Origin of the sequence: Bacillus cereus group sp. Sample62, assembly GCF_036851315.1 — a bacterium.
Classification (GTDB): Bacteria; Bacillota; Bacilli; order Bacillales; family Bacillaceae_G; genus Bacillus_A; species Bacillus_A wiedmannii.
This window is the reverse complement of record NZ_JAFLPK010000001.1, coordinates 863,285-884,071: the sequence shown is the minus strand read 5'-3', so window position 1 is coordinate 884,071 and position 20,787 is coordinate 863,285. Positions and strand designations below refer to the sequence as shown.

The following is a 20,787-nucleotide window of genomic DNA, read 5'->3' as shown; positions in this document are numbered from 1 at the left end:
CTTGTTAGGAGATACAGTATATTTTTATGAAAGAGCCTTTAATCCTGTCACTCCGCATACAATAAGAGCCACACTAATGATACGTGCTTTACTTTTCGACTCACCAAATAGGAACATGTTTAATAAAACGGCACCTGCTGTTCCAATACCAATCCAAACCGCATACGCAACACTGACTTGTAAAAATAAGAAAGATGTATACAAGAATGCGAAGGATGTAGCAAATCCACCTATATAAATCGCACCATTTGCTAACGTCTTATCTTTACTATACATTTTAAGACCGATCACACCGACTATTTCACTAATTGCAGCACAAAATACGAAAAACCAACCCATCTTTAAGCAGCTCCTTCCACAGTTTCTTCTTTATTATCAGCTAACTTTAAACCGATAACGCCGGCTACAACCATCACGATAAAGAATAACTTTCCTACACTGAAACTTCCGCCGAAAAGGAATACATCCATTAAGAAAGTTCCTACCGTACCAGCTCCGGCAAAAATGGCATATACCGTTCCTGTCGCAAGATGTTCACACGCTTTAGAAAGGAAGTAAAAATCAACAGCGATAACACCTAAAATAATAATCCAATGCCACCAAGTATCGGCGGTATTAAAACCAAACACCCAAAAAATTTCGAAGATACATGTTAATATGACATATAACCAAGCTCTATTTTTCATACCTCTCACCTCTTATGACTGACTATCAGTCATTTTTGTTTTAAAAAAATATTCCCTTACATCACTACTATATATAACAACTATCATCCTCATTTACCATTATATTTGTTCCATTTCCAAGCAAACTATATCCTACTCCATAAAAATGACTGAATGTCATTCATAAATATTGTACATGAATATTTTAAGAACTGTCAATGCCGAAAGCTTTTTTGAAATTTCTTTCATCCGATTTGTATATTTCCTAATAACCTGTCAATACTGCTAGTAACATAATATTTTCTCCACTCCCCCTTGGAGAGATCCCTTTAATAGAGCAGTTAGCTTTTGCTAGCTGCTCTTTTTATTTGCCGGCACACTATAAGATCAAATCCATTTTTATCATAAATAATTAAGGGTCGGATTATGTTTTCTATTTATTTTCCAAAGAGGCTTTGTATGCAATAATCTTATTCTCCAACATCTTTTCTGTAATGACTAAGTTTTCTCTTTGCATCTGAATAGATTTTCTATGATCTTCTAGGAGCTGTAAACGAGCTTCGGTTGTATGCTCCCCTTCTAAATATAACCTAGCATATTCTCTTATTTTCGCTATTGGCATTTGCGTTTGTTTTAATTTCATGACAAACTGCAGCCACTTTATATGTGACTCTTCATAAAGTCGATTCCCATTTGTATCACGATTTGCAATTAATATATTTTCCTTTTCATAATAACGTAGTGTATGTGTACTCACTCCTATTAATTTAGCCACCTCGCTAATTGTGTACATACTCTAACTCCCTCCATGTGCTTACCCTCATATATTTTAGAGCCTTATCAAATTATAAAAAACATTTGACTTAGAGTATACTCTAACAAATAAAATCTAACCATAATACATTTATTTGAACTTAGGGGGACTTTATATGAAATATACTGTTATTACTGGTGCTAGTTCTGGAATTGGCTATGAATCAGCTTTAGCCTTTGCATCTCGCGGAAAGAACTTAATACTTGTAGCTCGAAGACAAGAAGAATTAGACGGATTAAAATTAAAAATTAACGAAATGAATCCAAAATTAGATGTTGTTATTCGAAGAACAGATTTATCTATTACGGAAAATGTTTATAAGCTGTATGAAAGCCTACAAGCCTTTCAAATTGAAACGTGGATTAACAACGCCGGTTTTGGTAATTTCGCCTCAATTGCTGAACAAAATTTAAATAAAATAGAGACGATGTTGCATGTAAATATAGAAGCACTAACTATACTCTCTTCTCTTTTCGTTCGAGATTATTCCATGGTTGATGGAACCCAGCTTATCAACGTTTCATCGGGCGGTGGATACACGATCGTTGCTGATGCTGTTACGTATTGCGCTACGAAATTCTATGTAAGTGCATTTACAGAAGGTTTATCTCACGAATTGAAACAACAAGGTGCAAAACTGCAAGCAAAAGTTTTAGCTCCTGCTGCAACTGAAACAGAATTTGCAAAACGTTCATTTGATATTGACGAATTCCAATACAATAATGTTGTACCGAAATTCCACACTGCAAAACAAATGGCACAATTTATGCTTGATCTTTACGATAGCGATAAAGTTGTAGGGCTTGTCGATGGTGCTACTTATAACTATGAGCTTAAAAATCCCATTTTTAATTTTGCTGTAAGAAAAACGAATTCAAGTTCTTAATTTCCCCTAAAATATAGATACCCACTATTAATTAAATAATAGTGGGACTTTTTTCTCTCTGAAAATTTCAACCAACATACCGAATCATCGCCACCTCATCACAATAATCAACCTTTGGACAATGTCTACAATCAATCCATACTTTCTCTGGTAACGCCTCTCTATTCACAAAATCAAACCCGCACTTTTGAAAAAATTCCGTTTCATATGTTAAGGAAATAACTCTACTCACTTTTATTTTCGCTGCCCCATTTATTACATGGTTCACCAGCATACGCCCGATTCCTTTTCCTGCATATGTATGCGAAACGACTAATGACCTTACTTCTGCAAGGTCCTCCCCTAACACATGTAAACCAGCAACTCCAACGATTTCTTCCCCTTCTTTCATAACATATAAACATTGTAAATATTGATAGAGAGATAAAAGAGAGCGCGGTAAAACCACTCCCTCTTTTGCATAATCTTCAATGAGACTATAAATTTCTTTCACATCACTCGTAACCGCATTAAAGATTTTCATATTATATCCCCTTGCCCCTAATATTAATATTTATAAACCGAAATGAATTTAAATACATAATTTTATATAATAATACATCTCTCTTTTCTCTTCGTCAATCACTTTATACAAACAAAAAACCGAGCAATCTAATCGATGCTCGGTTCCTCATTTCGGATCGGTAATACCGTCGAATATTTAATTTCACGAAGTGCTAAACTCGTCTGTATACGTGTAATACCAAGCTTGTTCAGTTTTCTAATAAACTGCTCCAGCTCTTTACGATCACGATTTGCAACCTTTAATAAATAATCATACTCTCCTGTTAAACAGTGACACTCTAACACTTCAGGCATCGATTCTAATTCTTTTTCCAACACGTCAAGTTTATCCGATTGATGAATATTCGTACTCATAAAAATGAAGCATAACAAATCAAAACCAAGCTTTTCTTGATTTAAAATGGCTACTTGCTTATCAATGAACCCTTCTCCATCTAATCTTTTTATTCTCGCATGCATCGCAGCTGGTGATAAATTAACGCGTCGCGCAAGTTCTGCATTACTTACTTGAGACTCCTTCTGCAATATATCTAAAATTTGTACGTCTAAATCATCTAACACTTTAATAACTGACGACTCCATCAAAATTCCCCCTTTTTATTACCGATGATTATTCGAAAAAACACATTATAATCTATTTAAAACTGAATATTTTTCCACAAATATCATCAAAAACAAAATATTTTATCGACTTTTATCCATTATACAAAATAATATATTACAGAATAAAGAAAAATGCTAAAATTATTTACAATTCACATTGATTACAACAAAGGGGATTTTAATATGCCTTATTTTTATGTCTTTTTACTATTACTAACTAGCTTATTATGGGGAGGAAATTTCGTCGTTGGAAAATCGCTCGTTAATCACGCGTCTCCGATGACACTTACAAATTTAAGATGGATGATTGCGATCGTTTGTTTATTACCGATGGTTTGGTTTAAAGAAAAGAAAATCATTCCACCTCGTGCTGCACTACTTCCGCTACTACTAATGGGGATTTCAGGGGTCGCTCTTTTTAACATCTTTCAATTTCTAGCACTAGAAAAAACATCCGCAACAAATGTAGGGCTTATTTCTACATTAAATGCGATTTCAATTGCACTATTTTCAGTATTATTTCTAAAAGAAAAAGTAAATACACTTCAAATTCTATCCATGATTCTTTCATTCTTTGGGGTTATTCTTGTCCTATTAAAAGGTAACTTTGCACTTTTATTTTCACTACATTTTAATAGCGGCGATTTATGGATGATGGCAGCTGTTTGTATTTGGGGAATGTATTCTGTTTGTAGTAAATGGGCAACAAAAACAACTACACCGCTCATGGCAACATTATACTCTGGTATTTTCGGCGTTATTCTATTACTGCCATTTAACATAGGGAGCTTCACTGTTACAAACATAAATACTTCTTTCCTAACATCACTTTTATATACTGGGCTTATTTCCACAGTTCTTTGTATGGTGTTTTGGAATATTGGCGTGCAAAAATTAGGAGCGACTACATCCGGTATTTTTCTAAACTTCAATCCGATTTTTACAGCTATTTTAGCATTCCTTTTCCTCGGAGAAGAACTAACGTGGATACAAATTTTCGGGACAATGATCGTTGTGACGGGATGTTATTTATTTTCTCATTTCAAAACGGTTACTGTTCAGCCAACTAGAGCTTTAATGCGAAAACATTCTTAATCAAAAACATCGCCATCAAAGTGGCGATGTTTTTATTTACCTTTCATTTCTTTCACATACTGTTTTTCTTCTTCTGGCGATAAACGTTCTGTCGCCTTTCCAGTATCACCACCTTGAATTTCCCACAAAAAGTTATGCTCCTCAACCGTTTGTGAAAAATCCCCTTTCTCCCAGCGCTCTAAAGTGGCAAGTAACTTTGATTTATATTTAAAATTTGTACTACTTTCTACTGCCTTCTTGGCACTAACAATTTCCCTATTTGTCATTTCAATAAATCCCCATTTTTCAGAGGATTTCACTTTTTGATGTACCATCCTATGCATGGTAGAAATAATTTCATCCTCACTAAATTGTGGCTTCTCTTCCGTAACTTTCTTGTCCTTTTGGCTCATCACTTTTTGTGTTTTAAGACTCTTCTCCTCTTCCTCTATATAATTAAGAAGTTTAGTAACACCGAATACAGCTCCTATCGCAATTACAATCATTGTAATTGCCCCTATTATCCATTTCTTCATATTATATACTCCCCATTCCCCTAATAATCACATAAACAAATGGAATCGCCTGTGCACAGTCGATTCCATTTGTTTCCTTATTTTATTTTAAACCTTCATCGCTTCTCGTACAATATAACTATCCACATATTGCTTGAATTTTACGATTTTTCCATTTTCAAGTTGCCATACGTGAACAAACTCAGCTTCAAATGATTTTCCCGTTTCTTTATAAACTCCTGAATAAACACCTTCAGCAATAATTACATCTTTTCCGTTTACTTCATGGTACATATTTACACTCGCCTTATAATCATCCCATTCTGATCCTAATCGGTTAAATACATTTTCCATAATTGCTTCTACACCTATATAAGTTCCCCCGTACGGGAATCCTTCTGCCTCTGTCCATTCTACTTTTTCAGCGAGGGCTTCTACTAAATGTTTTGCATTCGAAGAAGCTGATCCTTCATAGGTACTTCGAATAATTTCTAAATTTGATTTAGACATATTAATTCCTCCCGTTTTATTTATTTTTTACACAAGTTGTAATCGATACAGTTACAACTTGTGTAAAAAAATATTTAAATTGTTTTATTCTTAATCCATTAGTTGTAATCATTATAGTTACAATTATGATTCAAGTCAACAATTCATACATAAGTTTACTTCGCTTTCATTACTTTCTCTTTTACGAAACGATCTACATATCCTTCTGCTTTTACAACAAATAAATACGCACCCATTGCTAATAATGCAAGATCTAATTCATACCCTGGATTCTTTCCATCCCCTAATAAACCTGCTGCTCCATTTACCTTTACGATAGCTCCAGCTAAAATAAGAGCAAATAACAATCCTACATATCTTACGCCTAAACCGATAATTAATAATATACCACCAACTAATTCAACTGTTGCTACGCCGTATGCAAGACCACCTGGTAAGCCGATGCTTGTAAACCATCCTGCTACGTTATCGATACCTGATTGAAACTTCGCTAAACCGTGTGCAAAGAACGTTACTCCTAACACGATACGAATAATTAAATTCCCAATATGTTGATTCATTTTGAACTCTCCTTTTTGTTTTGTTATGGTGAACTTTTATTTACAAGTCAAAACAATACGGTATTTCATTTCATTCGTCAAATACTTTTTTTAAGGAAACAAAAAACATTATCCCTTTTACGGATAATGTTTTCCTACAAAATAGCGTTAATTCAAGCTTTTACTCTATCGCACAAAAAAAGTTGAAACATTTTTCCAGCACCAACATACGGCAATAAAGACAAGTCCTCTTCTACAACCATTCCAACAACGTTCACTTTCTCATCCTTAGGCAACTCATGTACAACAACTTGCATCTCTCCTGCATATCTACCGTACAATTCATTATCAATTGTAATGCTGCCTTTCTTTCTTGCAATGGCATCCATCGGCTGTAAAATCACTTTATGCTCCTCTCGCGATTCTACAGAACGAATGACATCACGAGCTGGATCTAGTCTATTTGTATGCACTTGTTCTACCATTTTTAATACTTCACTTTTCTTTATCAATGGCTCATACTGCAGCGGAATAATTCCTCTGCTCGCACTCGCTATCTCTTGTACACTCTCTACACTTCCGCTTATATCCCCGATTAGCACCTTATCGACACCACAATCTTGTACAAGTTCTAAGTACGCTTCAAGTGGGCGCATATTACGGTGCTTTTCTAACGTTGGTAAGCCTTCATATAGCGGACCACGTTTTTCACCATCTCCCGGAATAAATGCCATCGTTTTTATGCCGCACTCATGTAAGTATTCATTTTGTTTTTGTAAGAATGATTTTGCTAATCCTGTTTCTGGACGCGGATAAAAATTATGCCACGCTTCTACATTCTCTACCTTTATATTTTCTATGATTAACTCTGTCCAAAATGAATCTGTAATCGTACTCGCATTTAAAGCTACTTTCATTTTATGAGATACGCGTGCAATTTCTTTCGGTGTGATGCCGTAGTCCATTCGTAAACCAGTAATGCCCCAGTCTACTAACTCTTCGACATTTTCGTACGTCATTCCTAAATGGTGTAACGATTTTGGAGAAACATCGACCATTAATTCCATTTCATATTTGAGAGCTTGTTTCCCAAGTATTTCAATTAACTCTTTATACGTACCAGGATCATCCTCTGGTATATGAAGTGATGTGAAAATAGATGAAAACCCGTTTTCCTTCGCTACTTTTAGCCACTCTTCTTGCTTCTTTACGCGTTCTTTTGCAAGATAAATTGAAACTCCTATCATATGAATCTCCCTTTCTATGAATAGAAAAAGAGAAAGGAATCCCTTTCTCTATATGTTTTCTGCCATTTCTTCTTTGAATCCGAAGAAGTACGTAAAGATGAATCCGAACGTATATGCCACTACTAATCCAAGGAAATATAATAAATATTTATTATCAGCAATTAACGGAATTAATGATAATCCTGATACACCGATTCCGAGTGCGGCTGTTTTCATAACTGCTTGAAATGCACCGCCAACTGCTGCACCTAAACAAGCTGTAAGAAACGGTTTCCCAAGTGGTAATGTAACCCCGTATAATAACGGTTCGCCAATTCCTAAAAATCCAACTGGTAATGCACCTTTAATTACGTTACGAAGTCGTTTGTTTTTTGTTTTTACAAAAATCGCAATCGCTGCTCCTACTTGCCCAGCCCCAGCCATTGCTAGTACTGGTAATAAAGGCGTTACGTGCGTTTGATTAATAAACTCCATATGAATTGGTGTTAAACCGTGATGTAATCCGACCATAACGAGAGGTAAAAATGTTCCAGCAAGCACTGCTCCAGCAAATGCGCCGCCAATACTTAAAATACCATTAATTCCGCTTGTAATTCCTTCAGATAAGAAACCTGCTACCGGCTGAATGGCTAACATCGTTACGATACTTACTACTAACACAGTAATGAGCGGTGTCACGATAATATCAACTGCATTTGGCACAGCTTTTCGAACTTGCCTTTCTACTACAACCATAAGCCATGCTGCAAAAATAACTGCAAACAATCCGCCCCGTCCGGGTACGAGCGCTTCACCGAATAATTTTACATTCGCCATTGCCGGGTTAAAAATTAAAATACCAGCAATCGCCCCAAGAACTGGTGTCCCACCAAACTCTTTCGCTGTATTCCAGCCGACTAAAATTCCTAAGAATGTAAAGATACCACCGCCAATGAGTAGTAACATTTGCAGCCACGTTGCATTCGGATCAGCACCTGCGTTTTTCGCAAAGTTAGCGACCCCGTTTATAATCCCTGACGCAACAAGACCTGGAATTAACGGAATGAAAATACTTCCTATTTTTCTTAAAAAGTTTTTCACTGGTGTATTATTTTTCTTCTTAATCTCTGACTTCATCTCTTGCCCAAGATCTTCAAGGTGATGATCTGCCACCTCACCAATTCGCAGTCCTGTTAAACCTTCCATTGCAGCTGCTACTTTATTTACTGTCCCTGGGCCAACAACAACTTGAAGCGTCTCATCTTCAATAACACCCATAACCCCTTCAACCTTTTTCAAAAGATCCATATTCACTTTACTTTCATCATGAAGCGTTAATCGTAGTCTCGTCATACAATGAGCAATGCCACGAATATTTTTTACTCCCCCAAGTTGCTCTGAAATCTCTTTGGCCATTCTCTCTTCTTTCTTCATAATAGAATCCCCCTCCCTATTATTTTATAGTGCCTTCTTCACAAACCCTTTCGCTTCTTTTAATTTCTCCAGTGCTTCCCCATACTCACACTGCAATAACACCATAACAATTGCAGCTTTCACATTACGTTCTGCTTTTTCATAACACTCTGCTGCTACTTCATAACTAACGCCTGTTGCTTCCACAATAATTCGTTTTGATCGTTCTACTAACTTTTCATTTGTAGATTGAACATCTACCATTAAGTTTTTATATACTTTCCCAACACCAATCATAGAAGCTGTTGAAATCATATTAAGCACTAATTTTTGCGCTGTACCAGCCTTCAAACGCGTTGATCCTGTTAAAATTTCTGCGCCTGTTTCTACTTCCACATTTAGTTTTGCATATTTACTTATTTCAGCATTTTTATTACAAGAAATACTCGCCGTGCTCGCTCCCACGCTAGCCGCGTACTTCAAACCGCCAATTACATAAGGAGTTCGACCACTTGCCGCAATTCCAATTACTGTATCTTTCTCGTTTAATCCAATACTCTTTAAATCTTCTTCTGCTAACTCTTCGCGGTCTTCGGCACCTTCCACCGCCTTAGTAAACGCTTTCAATCCACCTGCTATAAATCCTTGCACCATTTTATCATCTGTTCCAAATGTCGGCGGACATTCCACCGCATCCAAAATACCTAAACGGCCACTCGTACCAGCCCCAATGTAAATTAATCGGCCCTCATCTTCAAAGGATTTAATGACAATCTGTACAACCTTTTCAATTTCTTCTATTTCATTTTCAACTGCTAACGCAACAGTTCGATCTTCTTCATTCATACTTTGTAACACTTCTTTTATGCTCATCTCATCTAAATTCATCGTCTTCTCATTACGATGTTCTGTCGATAAATTTTCTAACATATTACCACCCACTTTGAAATTTAATTTCATACTTTCATTATAACTTCAAGAAATTTAAAATCAATATTACTTTATTATTTTATGAAATTTTATTTCTTTTCATGACGAATTTATGTCTGTACGAAAAAAAAGATGGGTTCCCCATCTTTTCATTTTAACTTCCGTAATCGCAGAGCTTCTTCTCTTGTCTCCATAAATTGATCCAACACTTTATTACCAATACGATTAAAAGTAATCACATATAAAGCATCAATCATGTTCAGCTGTGTCATTCTCGAAGCAATACTCGCAATACGATGATCTTGCTCTACATCTGGCATACAAAGACGAATATCCGCCTCTTTATATAACGGTGATGATTGATCAAGCTTCGTAATTCCGATAACAGTTGCACCCTGTCTCTTCGCATACTGCGCCATTTCAAGTACATCTTTCGTACGACCAGATGTTGAAATTGCAACAAATATATCGCCTTCTTTTAAATTCGTCACAAGCGGCAACATCATATGAAAATCAGATAGCATCATCGCTGTAAATCCGAGTCTTGTAAATTTATAAGCCCCGTCCATCGCCGGAGTAGCTGACCCGCCTACCCCGTAAAATATAATTTTATCTGCATTTACAATACGATCTGCAGCTTTCTCAAGTTCCTTTTTATCTATCGCAGTAACGCTCGCCTCAATTGCAGCTTTATTCACATACGTAACTTTATTAAACAAGTCATACGGTCCATCTTCCGTATTCATAACTGAAAAATCATTAATATTATAATCAGCAATCGTCAATTCACGAACGAGCGCGATTTTAAATGCTTTAAAGCTTCCAATCCCAATCGACTTACAAAAGCGAACAACACTCGCCTCACTTGCGCCTGCATTCGTTGACACTTCTTTCGTCGTTAAGTTCGGAACAATTTCTGCATTCCCCATTATGTACATGGCAACCTTCTTTTCAGCTGGTGAAAATTGATCCATATTACTTTCAATTTTAAATAGTAATGTTGAAGCTTTCACTATTTAACCTCCACTTCTTACGGTTGCTTTCACTTATTTTCTCTTGCTTCAAAAAGATAAAAACCATCATCGCCAGGAGGATGGTGAACAATTACAGTTCGATCCCCTTTTTTATATGACGTTATTTCACCTTCAGATCGCTGTTTTTCCCATCCATGTATCCAAATTGCAAAGTCAGGTACAAAAGCAGTGTACTTATAGTCTTTCGGATTTTCGTCTTCTACATAAGAAGAAAAAATAGAAACTGGAAAATCTTTCACTTTTGATTCTTTCCATGCAGTAAATGGTATACATAGTGCAATAAGTATGATTACACCGATAACCTTCCCCTTCGTAATCCTCACACATTTTCTCTCCTCGACTTATCATATACGTAGATTTTACCATAATTACAACCTATTCACGCTATATGACTATTGCTTTTTTCCAATAAAAAAGAGCTTACCTACATCAGATAAGCTCTTCCTCTCTATACAAAATACTTCTTCAAAAGAGGCGGCGTAATAATCGTCGTTAATATAACAACAATAACAATCGCTGTGAAATTTTCTTTCGCTAATAAATTCGCCGCAAGTCCATTCGCTGCGATGATAAGCGCCACCTCTCCGCGCGAAACCATCCCCGCACCGATACTAATAGAAGATTGAAGGTTGAACCCTGTCAGTCTTGCTCCTAAACCTGATCCGATTAACTTTGTAAAAATCGCAATAAGCGTCATGATGATAATGAACCAAAGCTGGCTTCCGATACCTTGAAATGTAATTTCCATTCCAATACTTACGAAGAACACTGGCACAAATATCGCATATGCAATCGGTTCAATTTTATGCTCTACTTCGTGCTTATACTCTGTTTGCGAAATGGCAATTCCGGCTGCAAATGCCCCAATAATACCTGCGATCCCCATCATTTCACTGTAATACGAAAATGAGAAACAAATAATAAGAGCTGCACTAATTAACGCTTCTGTTACGCGAAGTGGTACGAGCATTTTCATAATCCATGGAACAACTTTCCAAGATATGAAAACGATACTGACAAAAAAGATAATTTTCTTTGCAATGACAAGCGTTACATTTACATCTTGTGTACCTAAAAAACTCATCACAAATGCTAATAAAATAACAACAATTACATCATCAAATACAGCTGCCCCTAAAATCGTCGTACTTTCTCTCGTATTCATTTTCCCTAAATCTCTTAATGTTTGAACAGAAATACTAACCGAAGTGGCACAAAGTAATAACCCTAAAAAAATCGCATGCGACTGTAACATGCCAAACGCAAGTCCTGCTAAATACCCACCAAGGAACGGGAAAATAATTCCTCCCATCGCTACTGCGAATGCAGATTTCAAATTTCGATTTAACTCTTCTAAATCTGTTTCAAGCCCTGCCATAAACATAAGTAGTAAAACACCTATCTCACTCAGTTCATCAATGAGTTCAGAACTATTAATAATACCAAGTACAGCCGGACCGATAATAATACCGACAATTAATTTACCAAGTACAGAAGGCTGGCCAAGCCTAACACTAATATCACCAGCTAATTTTGTACAAAGTAAAATGACGACAAGTTCAAAATAAAATAACATAACATCTTCTCCTACTTTATAAAGTGAAACTTTTACGAGTGGTTTTGTCACTCTGTTAATCCTCGTCCATTCCTGCCAGTAGTTTCCCCTATTCATTCGCATTTTATTTGTCATATTTTTATTTGACAAAATATTCTGAATTATATTAAGATTAATCCAGCAATTTTAAAAAACTACCTACCATAACTGTACCTCCATTTACTTACATACTCTTTTCTAGTGGGCTCATACTATATTCGCAGTTATGGAAATGAAAAAACGGGGGGAGAGTCCAAAGTGAAGTCATTATTACGAAAAAAACCGCTTAGTACTGAATCACCACGGCAGTTAGAGAGAACATTAACTGCACTTGATTTAACATTTTTAGGAATTGGCGCCGTAATTGGGACAGGGATCTTTGTATTAACAGGTATAGTCGCAGCGAAACATTCTGGTCCTGGTATTATGCTATCATTCCTTATTGCTGCATTTACTTGTGCTTGTGTAGCCTTTTGCTATGCCGAATTTGCTTCTTCTATCCCTGTCTCAGGAAGTGTGTATACTTATGCATACATGACAGTCGGAGAAGTCGTCGCCTTCATCGTCGGCTGGTGTTTAATGCTCGAATATTTACTTGCAGTCGCGGCTGTAGCTGTCGGTTGGTCTGGTTATTTACAATCTTTACTACAAGGGTTTAACATCCATCTGCCCGCCATAATCGCCTCGGCCCCTGGCGTAGGAAAAGGCGGCATTATTGATTTACCGGCTGTTTGTATTTTACTACTCATTACGGGCCTTTTAAGTTTCGGTATACGCGAAAGCGCACGCATTAATAATGTTATGGTTCTTATCAAGTTAGCTGTTATTATCGCCTTTATCGTAGCAGGCGCAAAATACGTAAAACCTGAAAATTGGACGCCATTCATTCCATTCGGATACGACGGTATCATTACTGGAGCTGCCACTGTATTCTTCGCCTTCTTAGGCTTTGATGCAATCGCCACCGCTGCAGAAGAAACGAAAAAACCACAGCGCGATTTACCAATTGGCATTATCGGTTCCCTTCTTATTTGTACTGTTTTATACATGATTGTATCTTTCGTTTTAACAGGTATGGTTCCGTATACACAATTAGATGTTTCTGATCCAGTTGCGTTTGCCTTACACTTCGTTGGCGAAGATACAATTGCAGGACTACTCGCTGTTGGAGCGATGACTGGAATGACAACCGTTCTCTTAGTCGTTATGTATGGACAAGTTCGCGTTTCTTATGCGATGAGCCGCGACGGGCTACTTCCAAAAGCGTTAGCACGTGTGAATAATAGAGTAAAAGTCCCTTTATTAAACACGTGGATCACTGGTGTTGTTGCCGCTTTATTAGCAGGACTTTTAGACTTACATTTACTAGCGAATTTAGTAAACATCGGCACATTAACAGCCTTTACATTCGTTTGCTGCGCGGTACTCATTTTACGAAAAACACATCCTGATTTAAAACGTGGATTCCGCGCACCTTTCGTACCTGTATTACCAGTTGTCGCGATTCTTTGCTGTTTATATTTAATGATTAATTTGTCTAAAACGACATGGATTAGCTTTATAGCTTGGCTTATAGTTGGCTTATGTTTCTATTTCTTCTACTCTAGAAAACATAGTCATTTAGCTACTGAAAAAACAAATGATGAAGAGAAAAAAGCATAACAAAATAGCTCGCCGATAAAACGGTGAGCTATCTTTCTGTATTATTATATTTTTTCGTTAACGATTGTAAAATGAAAAATATGCCGATGCAAGCTGTAAACGATGCCCAATTTCCTATCGGTGTAGAATATTTTAAAACGCCAATACCTACAAGCACTATGAAAAGAATCACCTGATATATGAGCTTCCACTTTTGCATATATTCCCTCCTTTACTTCGTTCCCTTCTTTTTCTTCTTCCATGCATTTAGACTATCAAAGAAGAAATTAATAAATAACGTGCCTAAACCCGCTAATAAAAACGTCATTAAAAATAGAACCCATATACTTTTCTCTTTTAAGAAATAATATCCTACAAGGAGCACAACCGCGATCCATACATATTCAAGAATTCTTTTTAGCTTTTTCTCTTCCAAATTATTCGCTCCCTCATTCTATACTATTTTTAGTATAACAAAAAAGAAGCCTATCATGATAAGCTTCTTTTTCTTCTCTCTTATTTGTTTATGCTTTTTTCAACGAGTGAAATCGCATATTCCAACGTACGATTCATCGTTTCTACTTGTGCATCTTTTACTTTCGTATCTTTTAATACAGATTCTGCCACTGTAATTTTTTGACTCAATGATTTCACTGAACCGTCCGTTACATTTGCAGCTTGCGCTTTTTTCACTACTGCTTTTGCAGATTCAATATTGATTTGTAATTTTTCTTTCGGTGTTTTCGGTTGTTCTTCTGCTACTTTAGATTGTATAAATGTTACATTAGCTGTTTTTAATTCGTTATACGCTTGAACGATTTGCTCTCCAGTACTTCCTACATTTTCAAATGCTTGCTTTGCAATGTTATAGCTTTTCTCTAGTGCTTGAAATGCTTCCTTTGAATATTGACCTGGTTTGTCACCAAACTCATACGTACCAGCTAACACTTCTTTTACTTTTCCAAGCTCTTCATATAACGCGTTTACTTGCTCTAATTTTGCACGATTAGAAAACTCATTATATGCTGCTAATACTTCTGAAGAACTTAACGCTTTACTATATAATTTTGCAAGCGCAATTTGTCCATTTAACGGAATACCGCCATTCCCGTTGCTATCTGGATCTGCACCAAGTGCAAATGGTACGTTCGGGTGATATACTTTTCCTGTAGCTGGTTGGCTATTTACTTTTTTACCATCTACGTAAATGGCTACTTCACTTCCATTATACGTTCCAGTTAAATGGTACGTTTTATTTGCCTCTAATTGAACGCCAACACGCTTATAGCTACCGCCAATATGAGCCCATAATTCTACATAACCACTTCCTGTAGATTCAAAGCCAATTCCGCCGCTCTCTGTATTTTGTAAAATACCTTGCCCACGGATTTCATTCATTGAAAACACAGTTTCTAACGTAAACGTATTTGCTACTTTCTCTTTTTGTGCTGCTGAAAACGGAAGATATCCAAATGTATTTGCTTTTCCGTTTAGCTTCATAACATTCTTTTTCAATGCTTTATCATATTCAATAGTCACATTACCCTTAACATCACCTTTTGTACCAAATGATGAATTGTCTTTAAATGTACCATCTGCAAAGTTCACATCAAAAACATCCGCCTTGGGTACTTTCACATTCGGGTCAATATTATCTTTTTTCGTAGTAATTTCTGCCGTTAATGGTTGTACACTTTCATTTCCGAATGAATCAATCGCAACGACTTCCAGTGTATATGTTTTCCCGCCATCTAGTCCTGCAAGCGTAAATGTCAGTTCTTTCGGCACTGGATCACGATAAAACTCTGAGAATGCCAACAATTTATTCTTTATTTCTCCCGTTTGCTTATCTCTTGCTTGTACACGGTAAGAATGAACAAGAAGGTTGTCCAACGCTTGTTGGAATGTTACTGTTGCTGCATTTTCTGTTACATTTGATACCGATAACTTCGCATCTTTTGCAAAGTAAGGCTTTTCTTTATCACGATCTTCTACATGTGTAAATGTCTCTTTCTTTGATGGCAACTGAATTTTCCACGGTTCGCCTGTCCAAGAATTTGTATGGAAATCACGGCGATTAATCGTTACTTCTTTATCATCTACTTCTACTAATAAACCTTGGCTTAATGTACTAGCTCCTGGCGGGATATTTCCTTGTACTTTACCACCTTCAACTTCCATATAGCTTACAGAAGATGTACCAACTGATGTAAAGTCTTTTTGATGAATCGATCTTGGATCATCTAACGGATAATGTGAATGACCTGAAAACGTAATAACCTGTGGGTATTGTTTTAATACCTCATTAATTTTCGCACTATCTTTCGTTCCCCATTCTTGGCTACCGTATACTGTATCTTTAATATGTTGGTGTAAAAATACGAAAATTGGTTTTTCTGGATCATCTTTTTGCGCTTTTGCCATCTCTTCTTTTAACCAATTAATTTGCTTGTCTGAATAATATCCATGAGTTGTCCCATCCTCTGGAGACATTACAAGGAAGTGATACCCTTTCACCACTTTATGATAGTAAATCGATTCCATACCTGTTTTTTCTAAGAAACGTTTCTGCGCTCCCTCTACAGTTAAACCGTTCCAATAATCATGATTGCCTAAAGAATTCATTCGTACTGCATCTTTATTTGCATTTTCATTATATACTTGCATGAAACGATCATATTGCTGCACGGACCCTGTATCTGTGAAATCACCTACGATAACAAACGCATCTTGCTTTGGTGCAAGGGTATTGAACTGTTCAATCGCTCTTTTCCAGCGAAACGTATCATCTGTTCCACTATTTTTAATATGTACATCACTTACGACTGGAAAAACTATCTTCTTTTCACTTGGTGCCTTTTCTTGCTTCTTCTCTTCCGCTTTGACTGATGTACTCCACGGAAATGATACGAATGCTAATACAAAAACCATTAATAATCCAATAAGACCTTTTACTTTTCGTAAAGCTGTTCTTTCCACATGAATCCTCCTCATATAATAAATTAATTACACTGGTTATTGTATCGAATATATATTAACTTCATTTAAACTAAAAATGTATTTTGTTTAAATTTTGTAAATATACAGTCAATTTTATATTAAATGCCACATTTACATAAAACAAGCACTTTTTGTCTAATAGATAACTAAATTTTTCCTATAAAAACTATTAAGAGATATGAGCCTATGAAACTATCACGATTTAATTTTTTTTGTCCATTCTTAACACATCGGCCATGCTGTTACATTTAATAATAATAAATACCTTTTTAAAAGGAGGGATTCCATTGAAACCCCATAAAAACATCGGTTGTTTTGCTCCTTTATCTATCATTTGTCAACCTATTTGCCCCTGTCCTCCTCCTATTCCGCCACCTGGACGATGCGATGCTGAACTAATTACTAATGAATTTGCTGGGGATATTCTTATCTCCAATGATTTTATTCCAATTTCTCAAAAACAACTAAAACAAACTTACTCCACAGTAACCATTTGGAAAAACGGTGGAATTGTTTCATTATCTGGTACTATCTCCGTATATAACAATAGAAATAGTACTTCTGCATTATCAGTCCAAATCATCGGTTCTACCACAAATATTTTTACAGTTTTACCCGGAAACACCATTTCATACACAGGGTTTGATTTACAATCTGTTTCTCTTATCGATATTCCATCAGATCCTTCTATTTACATTGAAGGGCGCTATTGTTTCCAATTAACTTATTGTAAATCAACGCGAGATTGCCTTTAACTACAAAAACTATCCTTTTGAATCTAATCAAAAGACTACAAAAAACGTGCAAACTAATAAATCGTTTGCACGTTTTTAAAATCTAAAAATCAATATATATTAAGATAAAGAGTAACGAATCGTCATACAAAATTCCCCAGTTTCAGCTGCTGCTGTTCCAAGAATCGTAACAGTATCAAAACGACGAACTGTAAAAGATGCGCTACTTCCAGTTGCAACAACAATCGTTTCCAATGCTGTTCCTGCTATACCGCCAGTATAAAACACAAGTGTAACAGGTCCAGTACCAGTATCCACTTTCAAATACCCCGATGCATAAATATCTTGAGAAATATTATCTGCATAAATTACTTCAGCAGTAGCTGCTGCAGTCCAATCAATACAAACTTTATCTTGAACAATCGTTTTTTGCGAATTTGCACAACATGAAAGATTAGTACTACAATTCCCCATCTTATTTTCCCCTCTCTATGAAATTAAATAACGTGTAGTAATACAAAACTCTCCTTGGTAGGTTCCTAACGGAGTAGCTGGTGTCGTAATTTGAATAATATTAAAACGACGGAACGTAAACGCAATACTTGTTCCTTCAGAAACGGTAAATGATTGAATCGTTCCTCCGCCTGAATCGAGCACTGCCACTGTAATTTGGTTTGCAGGGCTCACACCCGGCCCGACATCATAAGTTAAATAACCTGTTCCAACGATATTTTGATTCACATTATTCGCATACACAGTAAATGTACTAGCGGCGGCACTAGACCATGAATTACATACTTTATCTTGGACGAAGTTACTACTATTATCTGAACAACACGTTAAAACTGTTCCTGAGCACTCACAAGACATAGTTGTTTCCCCTCTCTCTTTTCATTCCCTATATGTGTATGTCCTTCAGAGTCTTTTGCCTGTACTATTCATCTATTTTCAAAAAATAAGACAACTCCTGTACTAACGACTAGATAGATTCCGTTCTGTTTCTTTTTTTCATAAATTTATAGATTAAAATACCACCTACAACAATAACTACGGCTAGTAATATCGGGAACATATATTGTCCAACAACATCCGCCGCTTTTTCCCAATGCGGACCTAATTTCATCCCAAAATAAATATACAAAGTCGTTAACGGGAACATTGCTACAAATGTATATATACTAAATTTCCATATATTCATTTTCGCCATACCACATGGAACGGAAATAAGTGTTCGAACTCCCGGCACAAAACGTCCAACAAACGCTACAACTGGCCCATATTTCTCAAAGAAATCATCTGCTTTTTGAATTTGTTCTTCTTTAATAAAAAAGTATTTCCCGTATTTTATTAATAGAGGACGGCCACCGTAATAACCGAGTGCGTATAACGTTAATGGTCCTGTCGTTCCGCCAAGTGTCCCAGCTAATACAGCTAGCCAAAAATTCATATCTCCCTCGTACACCCAATATCCAACCATAGGCAAAACTACTTCTGCTGGAATAAATTCAAACGTTAATGCTAACACAACTCCAAAATAAGAAAACTGCTTTAAAAACTCGATTATATCTAAAATAATTTGCTCCATATTTTCAACTCCTATCCTACGTTTACATTATGCTTTTCTTGCAATTGCACTGGCGCCATCTTTACAATTCTGTTCAAAATGAATAACACAATTCCAATATCATCTAAAATACCGATAAACGGCAGGAAGTCTGGAATTAAATCAAGCGGCATCGCAACATACCCAACTAAAAAAGCAACAGATAAAATTTTCTTCTTTATTGAAACCTCTTTTGAAGTAAAAAAGTCAAATAGGAATGGAACGAAACGACGAACATGAAATACAACTCTTAATCTACTAATAAGTTTTTTCATTTTTATTTCTCCTCTCTTTGTATACAAAAAGGACCCTACCAAATATGGTAAGGGTCCTAAAAAAGACAATAAGGGGCCTTTACCATTGCTGGTAAAGGTCTCACTAACAACGAAACGTTGCCAATAAAGCCGAGGGTTTCTCCCTGTAATGACGACTTTACTGTAATAAGTTACTCCCCTTTATATACACAGTTTTATACAATCACATTAAAATATTTCAGAGGGCTTGTCAATATATTTTATATTCCAAGCCCTTCCGTAAAAAACAAAAAACGTATAGGAAATTTCTTACTATCTCATAATATACATAATCATTTTTGAACGAAAGGAGATGTTTCATTTGCATACCGTATGGAAAGGTGCACTTTCACTTGGACTATTAAATATAGGAATTAAACTATATAGCGCCGTAGAAGAAAACGATATAAAATTTTTAAGTCTCCATAAAGAATGCTTAACACCTATTAAATATAAAAAATTTGCTCCTGATTGCACGGATGAAGAAATTGATGATAAAGATATTGTAAAAGCCTATGAATATGCACCTCATAAATACATCATTATTGATGAAAAAGAATTAGCTGCGTTGCAAAAAGCTCACGAACCACGATCCATTCGTATTATATCTTTTATCCAAAATAACGAAATCGATTCTGTTCTTTATGACCGTTCTTATTTTATAGGTCCTACCCCAGGACATGAAAAATCATATTTATTATTAAAAGAAGCTCTTGAACGTACAAATAAACTTGGGCTTATTCATATTTCTATTAGAAAAAAACAACATTTAGCTATTATCCGTAACTTTGAAGATGGACTTATGTTACAAACCATCCACTACCCTAATGAAATTCGCGGTATAACAAATACACCTAATTTACCAAGTCACGAAAATTATCCTATCCAAAAACAAGAACTCACTGCAGCAATTAATTTAATCCACCACCTTACAAATCCTTTTGAACAAGAAATGTATACAGATGCATATAAAGAAGCCCTTACCGAATTAATCGAGAATAAAATTGAACAACAGGAAAAAACGGAAACAATCTCTCCAGCTCCGAACATCATTAATATTATGGAGACATTACAGGCAAGTATTGAACAAGCAAAAATAAAAAGAGAAAGCAAAAAAGAACAAGAGGCCAAATGAAATTGGCCTCTTGT

General features: G+C 36.0%; 26 protein-coding genes. 5 read left to right on the top strand and 21 right to left on the bottom strand.

Features of this window, described 5'->3' with window-relative positions; genetic code table 11:
• Positions 1–24 precede the first annotated feature (24 nt).
• The 3 genes from J0835_RS04540 to J0835_RS04530 all read right to left on the bottom strand — a co-directional run bounded on the left by J0835_RS04540 (position 25) and on the right by J0835_RS04530 (position 1,458).
• The gene (locus J0835_RS04540; protein WP_000539670.1) at positions 25–339 is read right to left on the bottom strand and encodes a DMT family transporter; all 315 of its coding nucleotides are present in this window, start codon (positions 337–339) and stop codon (positions 25–27) included.
• Between the two features lie 2 nt (positions 340–341).
• Complete coding sequence (locus tag J0835_RS04535) at positions 342–686, bottom strand: DMT family transporter (RefSeq protein WP_064473857.1); 345 nt, start codon at positions 684–686, stop codon at positions 342–344.
• 412 nt (positions 687–1,098) lie between these two features.
• Positions 1,099–1,458 carry a MerR family transcriptional regulator gene (locus J0835_RS04530; protein ID WP_061677862.1) on the bottom strand — a complete coding sequence of 120 codons (360 nt, stop codon included), beginning with the start codon at positions 1,456–1,458 and terminating at the stop codon, positions 1,099–1,101.
• A gap of 136 nt (positions 1,459–1,594) precedes the next feature.
• On the opposite strand from J0835_RS04530, the gene J0835_RS04525 reads away from it, so the two are divergent.
• Entirely contained in the window at positions 1,595–2,365 is a 771-nt protein-coding gene (locus J0835_RS04525) for an SDR family NAD(P)-dependent oxidoreductase (RefSeq protein WP_087979558.1), read from the top strand.
• A 67-nt stretch (positions 2,366–2,432) separates the two neighbouring features.
• On the opposite strand, the gene J0835_RS04520 is transcribed toward J0835_RS04525, so the two are convergent.
• Both J0835_RS04520 and J0835_RS04515 read right to left on the bottom strand, forming a co-directional pair.
• Complete coding sequence (locus tag J0835_RS04520; RefSeq protein WP_087979557.1) at positions 2,433–2,888, bottom strand: N-acetyltransferase; 456 nt, start codon at positions 2,886–2,888, stop codon at positions 2,433–2,435.
• Positions 2,889–3,016: 128 nt separating this feature from the next.
• Complete coding sequence (locus J0835_RS04515) at positions 3,017–3,511, bottom strand: Lrp/AsnC family transcriptional regulator (protein WP_048545677.1); 495 nt, start codon at positions 3,509–3,511, stop codon at positions 3,017–3,019.
• Positions 3,512–3,715: 204 nt separating this feature from the next.
• On the opposite strand from J0835_RS04515, the gene J0835_RS04510 reads away from it, so the two are divergent.
• Positions 3,716–4,627: a DMT family transporter gene (locus J0835_RS04510; RefSeq protein ID WP_087979556.1), complete on the top strand. Its 912-nt coding sequence runs from the start codon at positions 3,716–3,718 to the stop codon at positions 4,625–4,627.
• Between the two features lie 32 nt (positions 4,628–4,659).
• Here the strand turns inward: J0835_RS04510 and J0835_RS04505 are convergent, their stop codons facing one another.
• The 9 genes from J0835_RS04505 to J0835_RS04465 all read right to left on the bottom strand — a co-directional run bounded on the left by J0835_RS04505 (position 4,660) and on the right by J0835_RS04465 (position 12,445).
• A complete protein-coding gene (locus J0835_RS04505) occupies positions 4,660–5,142 on the bottom strand; it encodes a PRK06770 family protein (RefSeq protein WP_087979555.1) in 483 nt (160 codons plus the stop codon).
• Positions 5,143–5,229: 87 nt separating this feature from the next.
• Complete coding sequence (locus J0835_RS04500; RefSeq protein ID WP_087979554.1) at positions 5,230–5,631, bottom strand: nuclear transport factor 2 family protein; 402 nt, start codon at positions 5,629–5,631, stop codon at positions 5,230–5,232.
• 155 nt (positions 5,632–5,786) lie between these two features.
• On the bottom strand, positions 5,787–6,191 hold the full coding sequence (locus tag J0835_RS04495; protein WP_076535758.1) for a DoxX family protein: 405 nt from the start codon (positions 6,189–6,191) through the stop codon (positions 5,787–5,789).
• 152 nt (positions 6,192–6,343) lie between these two features.
• On the bottom strand, positions 6,344–7,417 hold the full coding sequence (locus J0835_RS04490; RefSeq protein ID WP_087979553.1) for a DUF871 domain-containing protein: 1,074 nt from the start codon (positions 7,415–7,417) through the stop codon (positions 6,344–6,346).
• A gap of 48 nt (positions 7,418–7,465) precedes the next feature.
• Positions 7,466–8,830, bottom strand: coding sequence for a PTS transporter subunit EIIC (locus J0835_RS04485; RefSeq protein ID WP_087979552.1), 1,365 nt, complete (start codon positions 8,828–8,830; stop codon positions 7,466–7,468).
• Between the two features lie 24 nt (positions 8,831–8,854).
• Complete coding sequence (gene murQ, locus J0835_RS04480; protein WP_075312087.1) at positions 8,855–9,739, bottom strand: N-acetylmuramic acid 6-phosphate etherase; 885 nt, start codon at positions 9,737–9,739, stop codon at positions 8,855–8,857.
• Between the two features lie 149 nt (positions 9,740–9,888).
• Positions 9,889–10,752, bottom strand: a complete 864-nt coding sequence (locus tag J0835_RS04475; protein ID WP_087979551.1) for a MurR/RpiR family transcriptional regulator — start codon at positions 10,750–10,752, stop codon at positions 9,889–9,891.
• Positions 10,753–10,781: 29 nt separating this feature from the next.
• Complete coding sequence (locus J0835_RS04470) at positions 10,782–11,096, bottom strand: outer surface protein (RefSeq protein ID WP_087979550.1); 315 nt, start codon at positions 11,094–11,096, stop codon at positions 10,782–10,784.
• A 125-nt stretch (positions 11,097–11,221) separates the two neighbouring features.
• A complete protein-coding gene (locus J0835_RS04465) occupies positions 11,222–12,445 on the bottom strand; it encodes a cation:proton antiporter (RefSeq protein WP_140386680.1) in 1,224 nt (407 codons plus the stop codon).
• Positions 12,446–12,625: 180 nt separating this feature from the next.
• Here J0835_RS04465 and J0835_RS04460 point away from each other — a divergent pair, with 180 nt between their 5' ends.
• Positions 12,626–14,029 carry an amino acid permease gene (locus J0835_RS04460; RefSeq protein WP_087979549.1) on the top strand — a complete coding sequence of 468 codons (1,404 nt, stop codon included), beginning with the start codon at positions 12,626–12,628 and terminating at the stop codon, positions 14,027–14,029.
• Between the two features lie 28 nt (positions 14,030–14,057).
• Here the strand turns inward: J0835_RS04460 and J0835_RS04455 are convergent, their stop codons facing one another.
• From J0835_RS04455 to J0835_RS04445, 3 genes are all read right to left on the bottom strand, one after another.
• Complete coding sequence (locus tag J0835_RS04455) at positions 14,058–14,228, bottom strand: hypothetical protein (protein WP_001174855.1); 171 nt, start codon at positions 14,226–14,228, stop codon at positions 14,058–14,060.
• Positions 14,229–14,240: 12 nt separating this feature from the next.
• On the bottom strand, positions 14,241–14,444 hold the full coding sequence (locus tag J0835_RS04450; RefSeq protein ID WP_000391504.1) for a hypothetical protein: 204 nt from the start codon (positions 14,442–14,444) through the stop codon (positions 14,241–14,243).
• Positions 14,445–14,524: 80 nt separating this feature from the next.
• Complete coding sequence (locus J0835_RS04445; RefSeq protein ID WP_140386676.1) at positions 14,525–16,987, bottom strand: LamG-like jellyroll fold domain-containing protein; 2,463 nt, start codon at positions 16,985–16,987, stop codon at positions 14,525–14,527.
• 308 nt (positions 16,988–17,295) lie between these two features.
• Here J0835_RS04445 and J0835_RS04440 point away from each other — a divergent pair, with 308 nt between their 5' ends.
• Positions 17,296–17,763 (top strand): S-Ena type endospore appendage, encoded by a 468-nt coding sequence (locus J0835_RS04440; protein ID WP_087979547.1) that lies wholly within the window; start codon positions 17,296–17,298, stop codon positions 17,761–17,763.
• Between the two features lie 99 nt (positions 17,764–17,862).
• Here the strand turns inward: J0835_RS04440 and J0835_RS04435 are convergent, their stop codons facing one another.
• From J0835_RS04435 to J0835_RS04420, 4 genes are all read right to left on the bottom strand, one after another.
• Positions 17,863–18,216 (bottom strand): DUF3992 domain-containing protein, encoded by a 354-nt coding sequence (locus tag J0835_RS04435; protein WP_087979546.1) that lies wholly within the window; start codon positions 18,214–18,216, stop codon positions 17,863–17,865.
• A gap of 15 nt (positions 18,217–18,231) precedes the next feature.
• Positions 18,232–18,612 (bottom strand): DUF3992 domain-containing protein, encoded by a 381-nt coding sequence (locus tag J0835_RS04430; protein WP_001277551.1) that lies wholly within the window; start codon positions 18,610–18,612, stop codon positions 18,232–18,234.
• A gap of 109 nt (positions 18,613–18,721) precedes the next feature.
• Complete coding sequence (locus J0835_RS04425) at positions 18,722–19,327, bottom strand: DedA family protein (protein WP_087979545.1); 606 nt, start codon at positions 19,325–19,327, stop codon at positions 18,722–18,724.
• Between the two features lie 11 nt (positions 19,328–19,338).
• Complete coding sequence (locus J0835_RS04420; protein WP_000733852.1) at positions 19,339–19,620, bottom strand: YkvA family protein; 282 nt, start codon at positions 19,618–19,620, stop codon at positions 19,339–19,341.
• Positions 19,621–19,960: 340 nt separating this feature from the next.
• Between J0835_RS04420 and ku the strand changes: the two genes are divergently transcribed.
• Positions 19,961–20,773, top strand: coding sequence for a non-homologous end joining protein Ku (ku, locus tag J0835_RS04415; RefSeq protein ID WP_087979544.1), 813 nt, complete (start codon positions 19,961–19,963; stop codon positions 20,771–20,773).
• Positions 20,774–20,787: the final 14 nt, after the last annotated feature.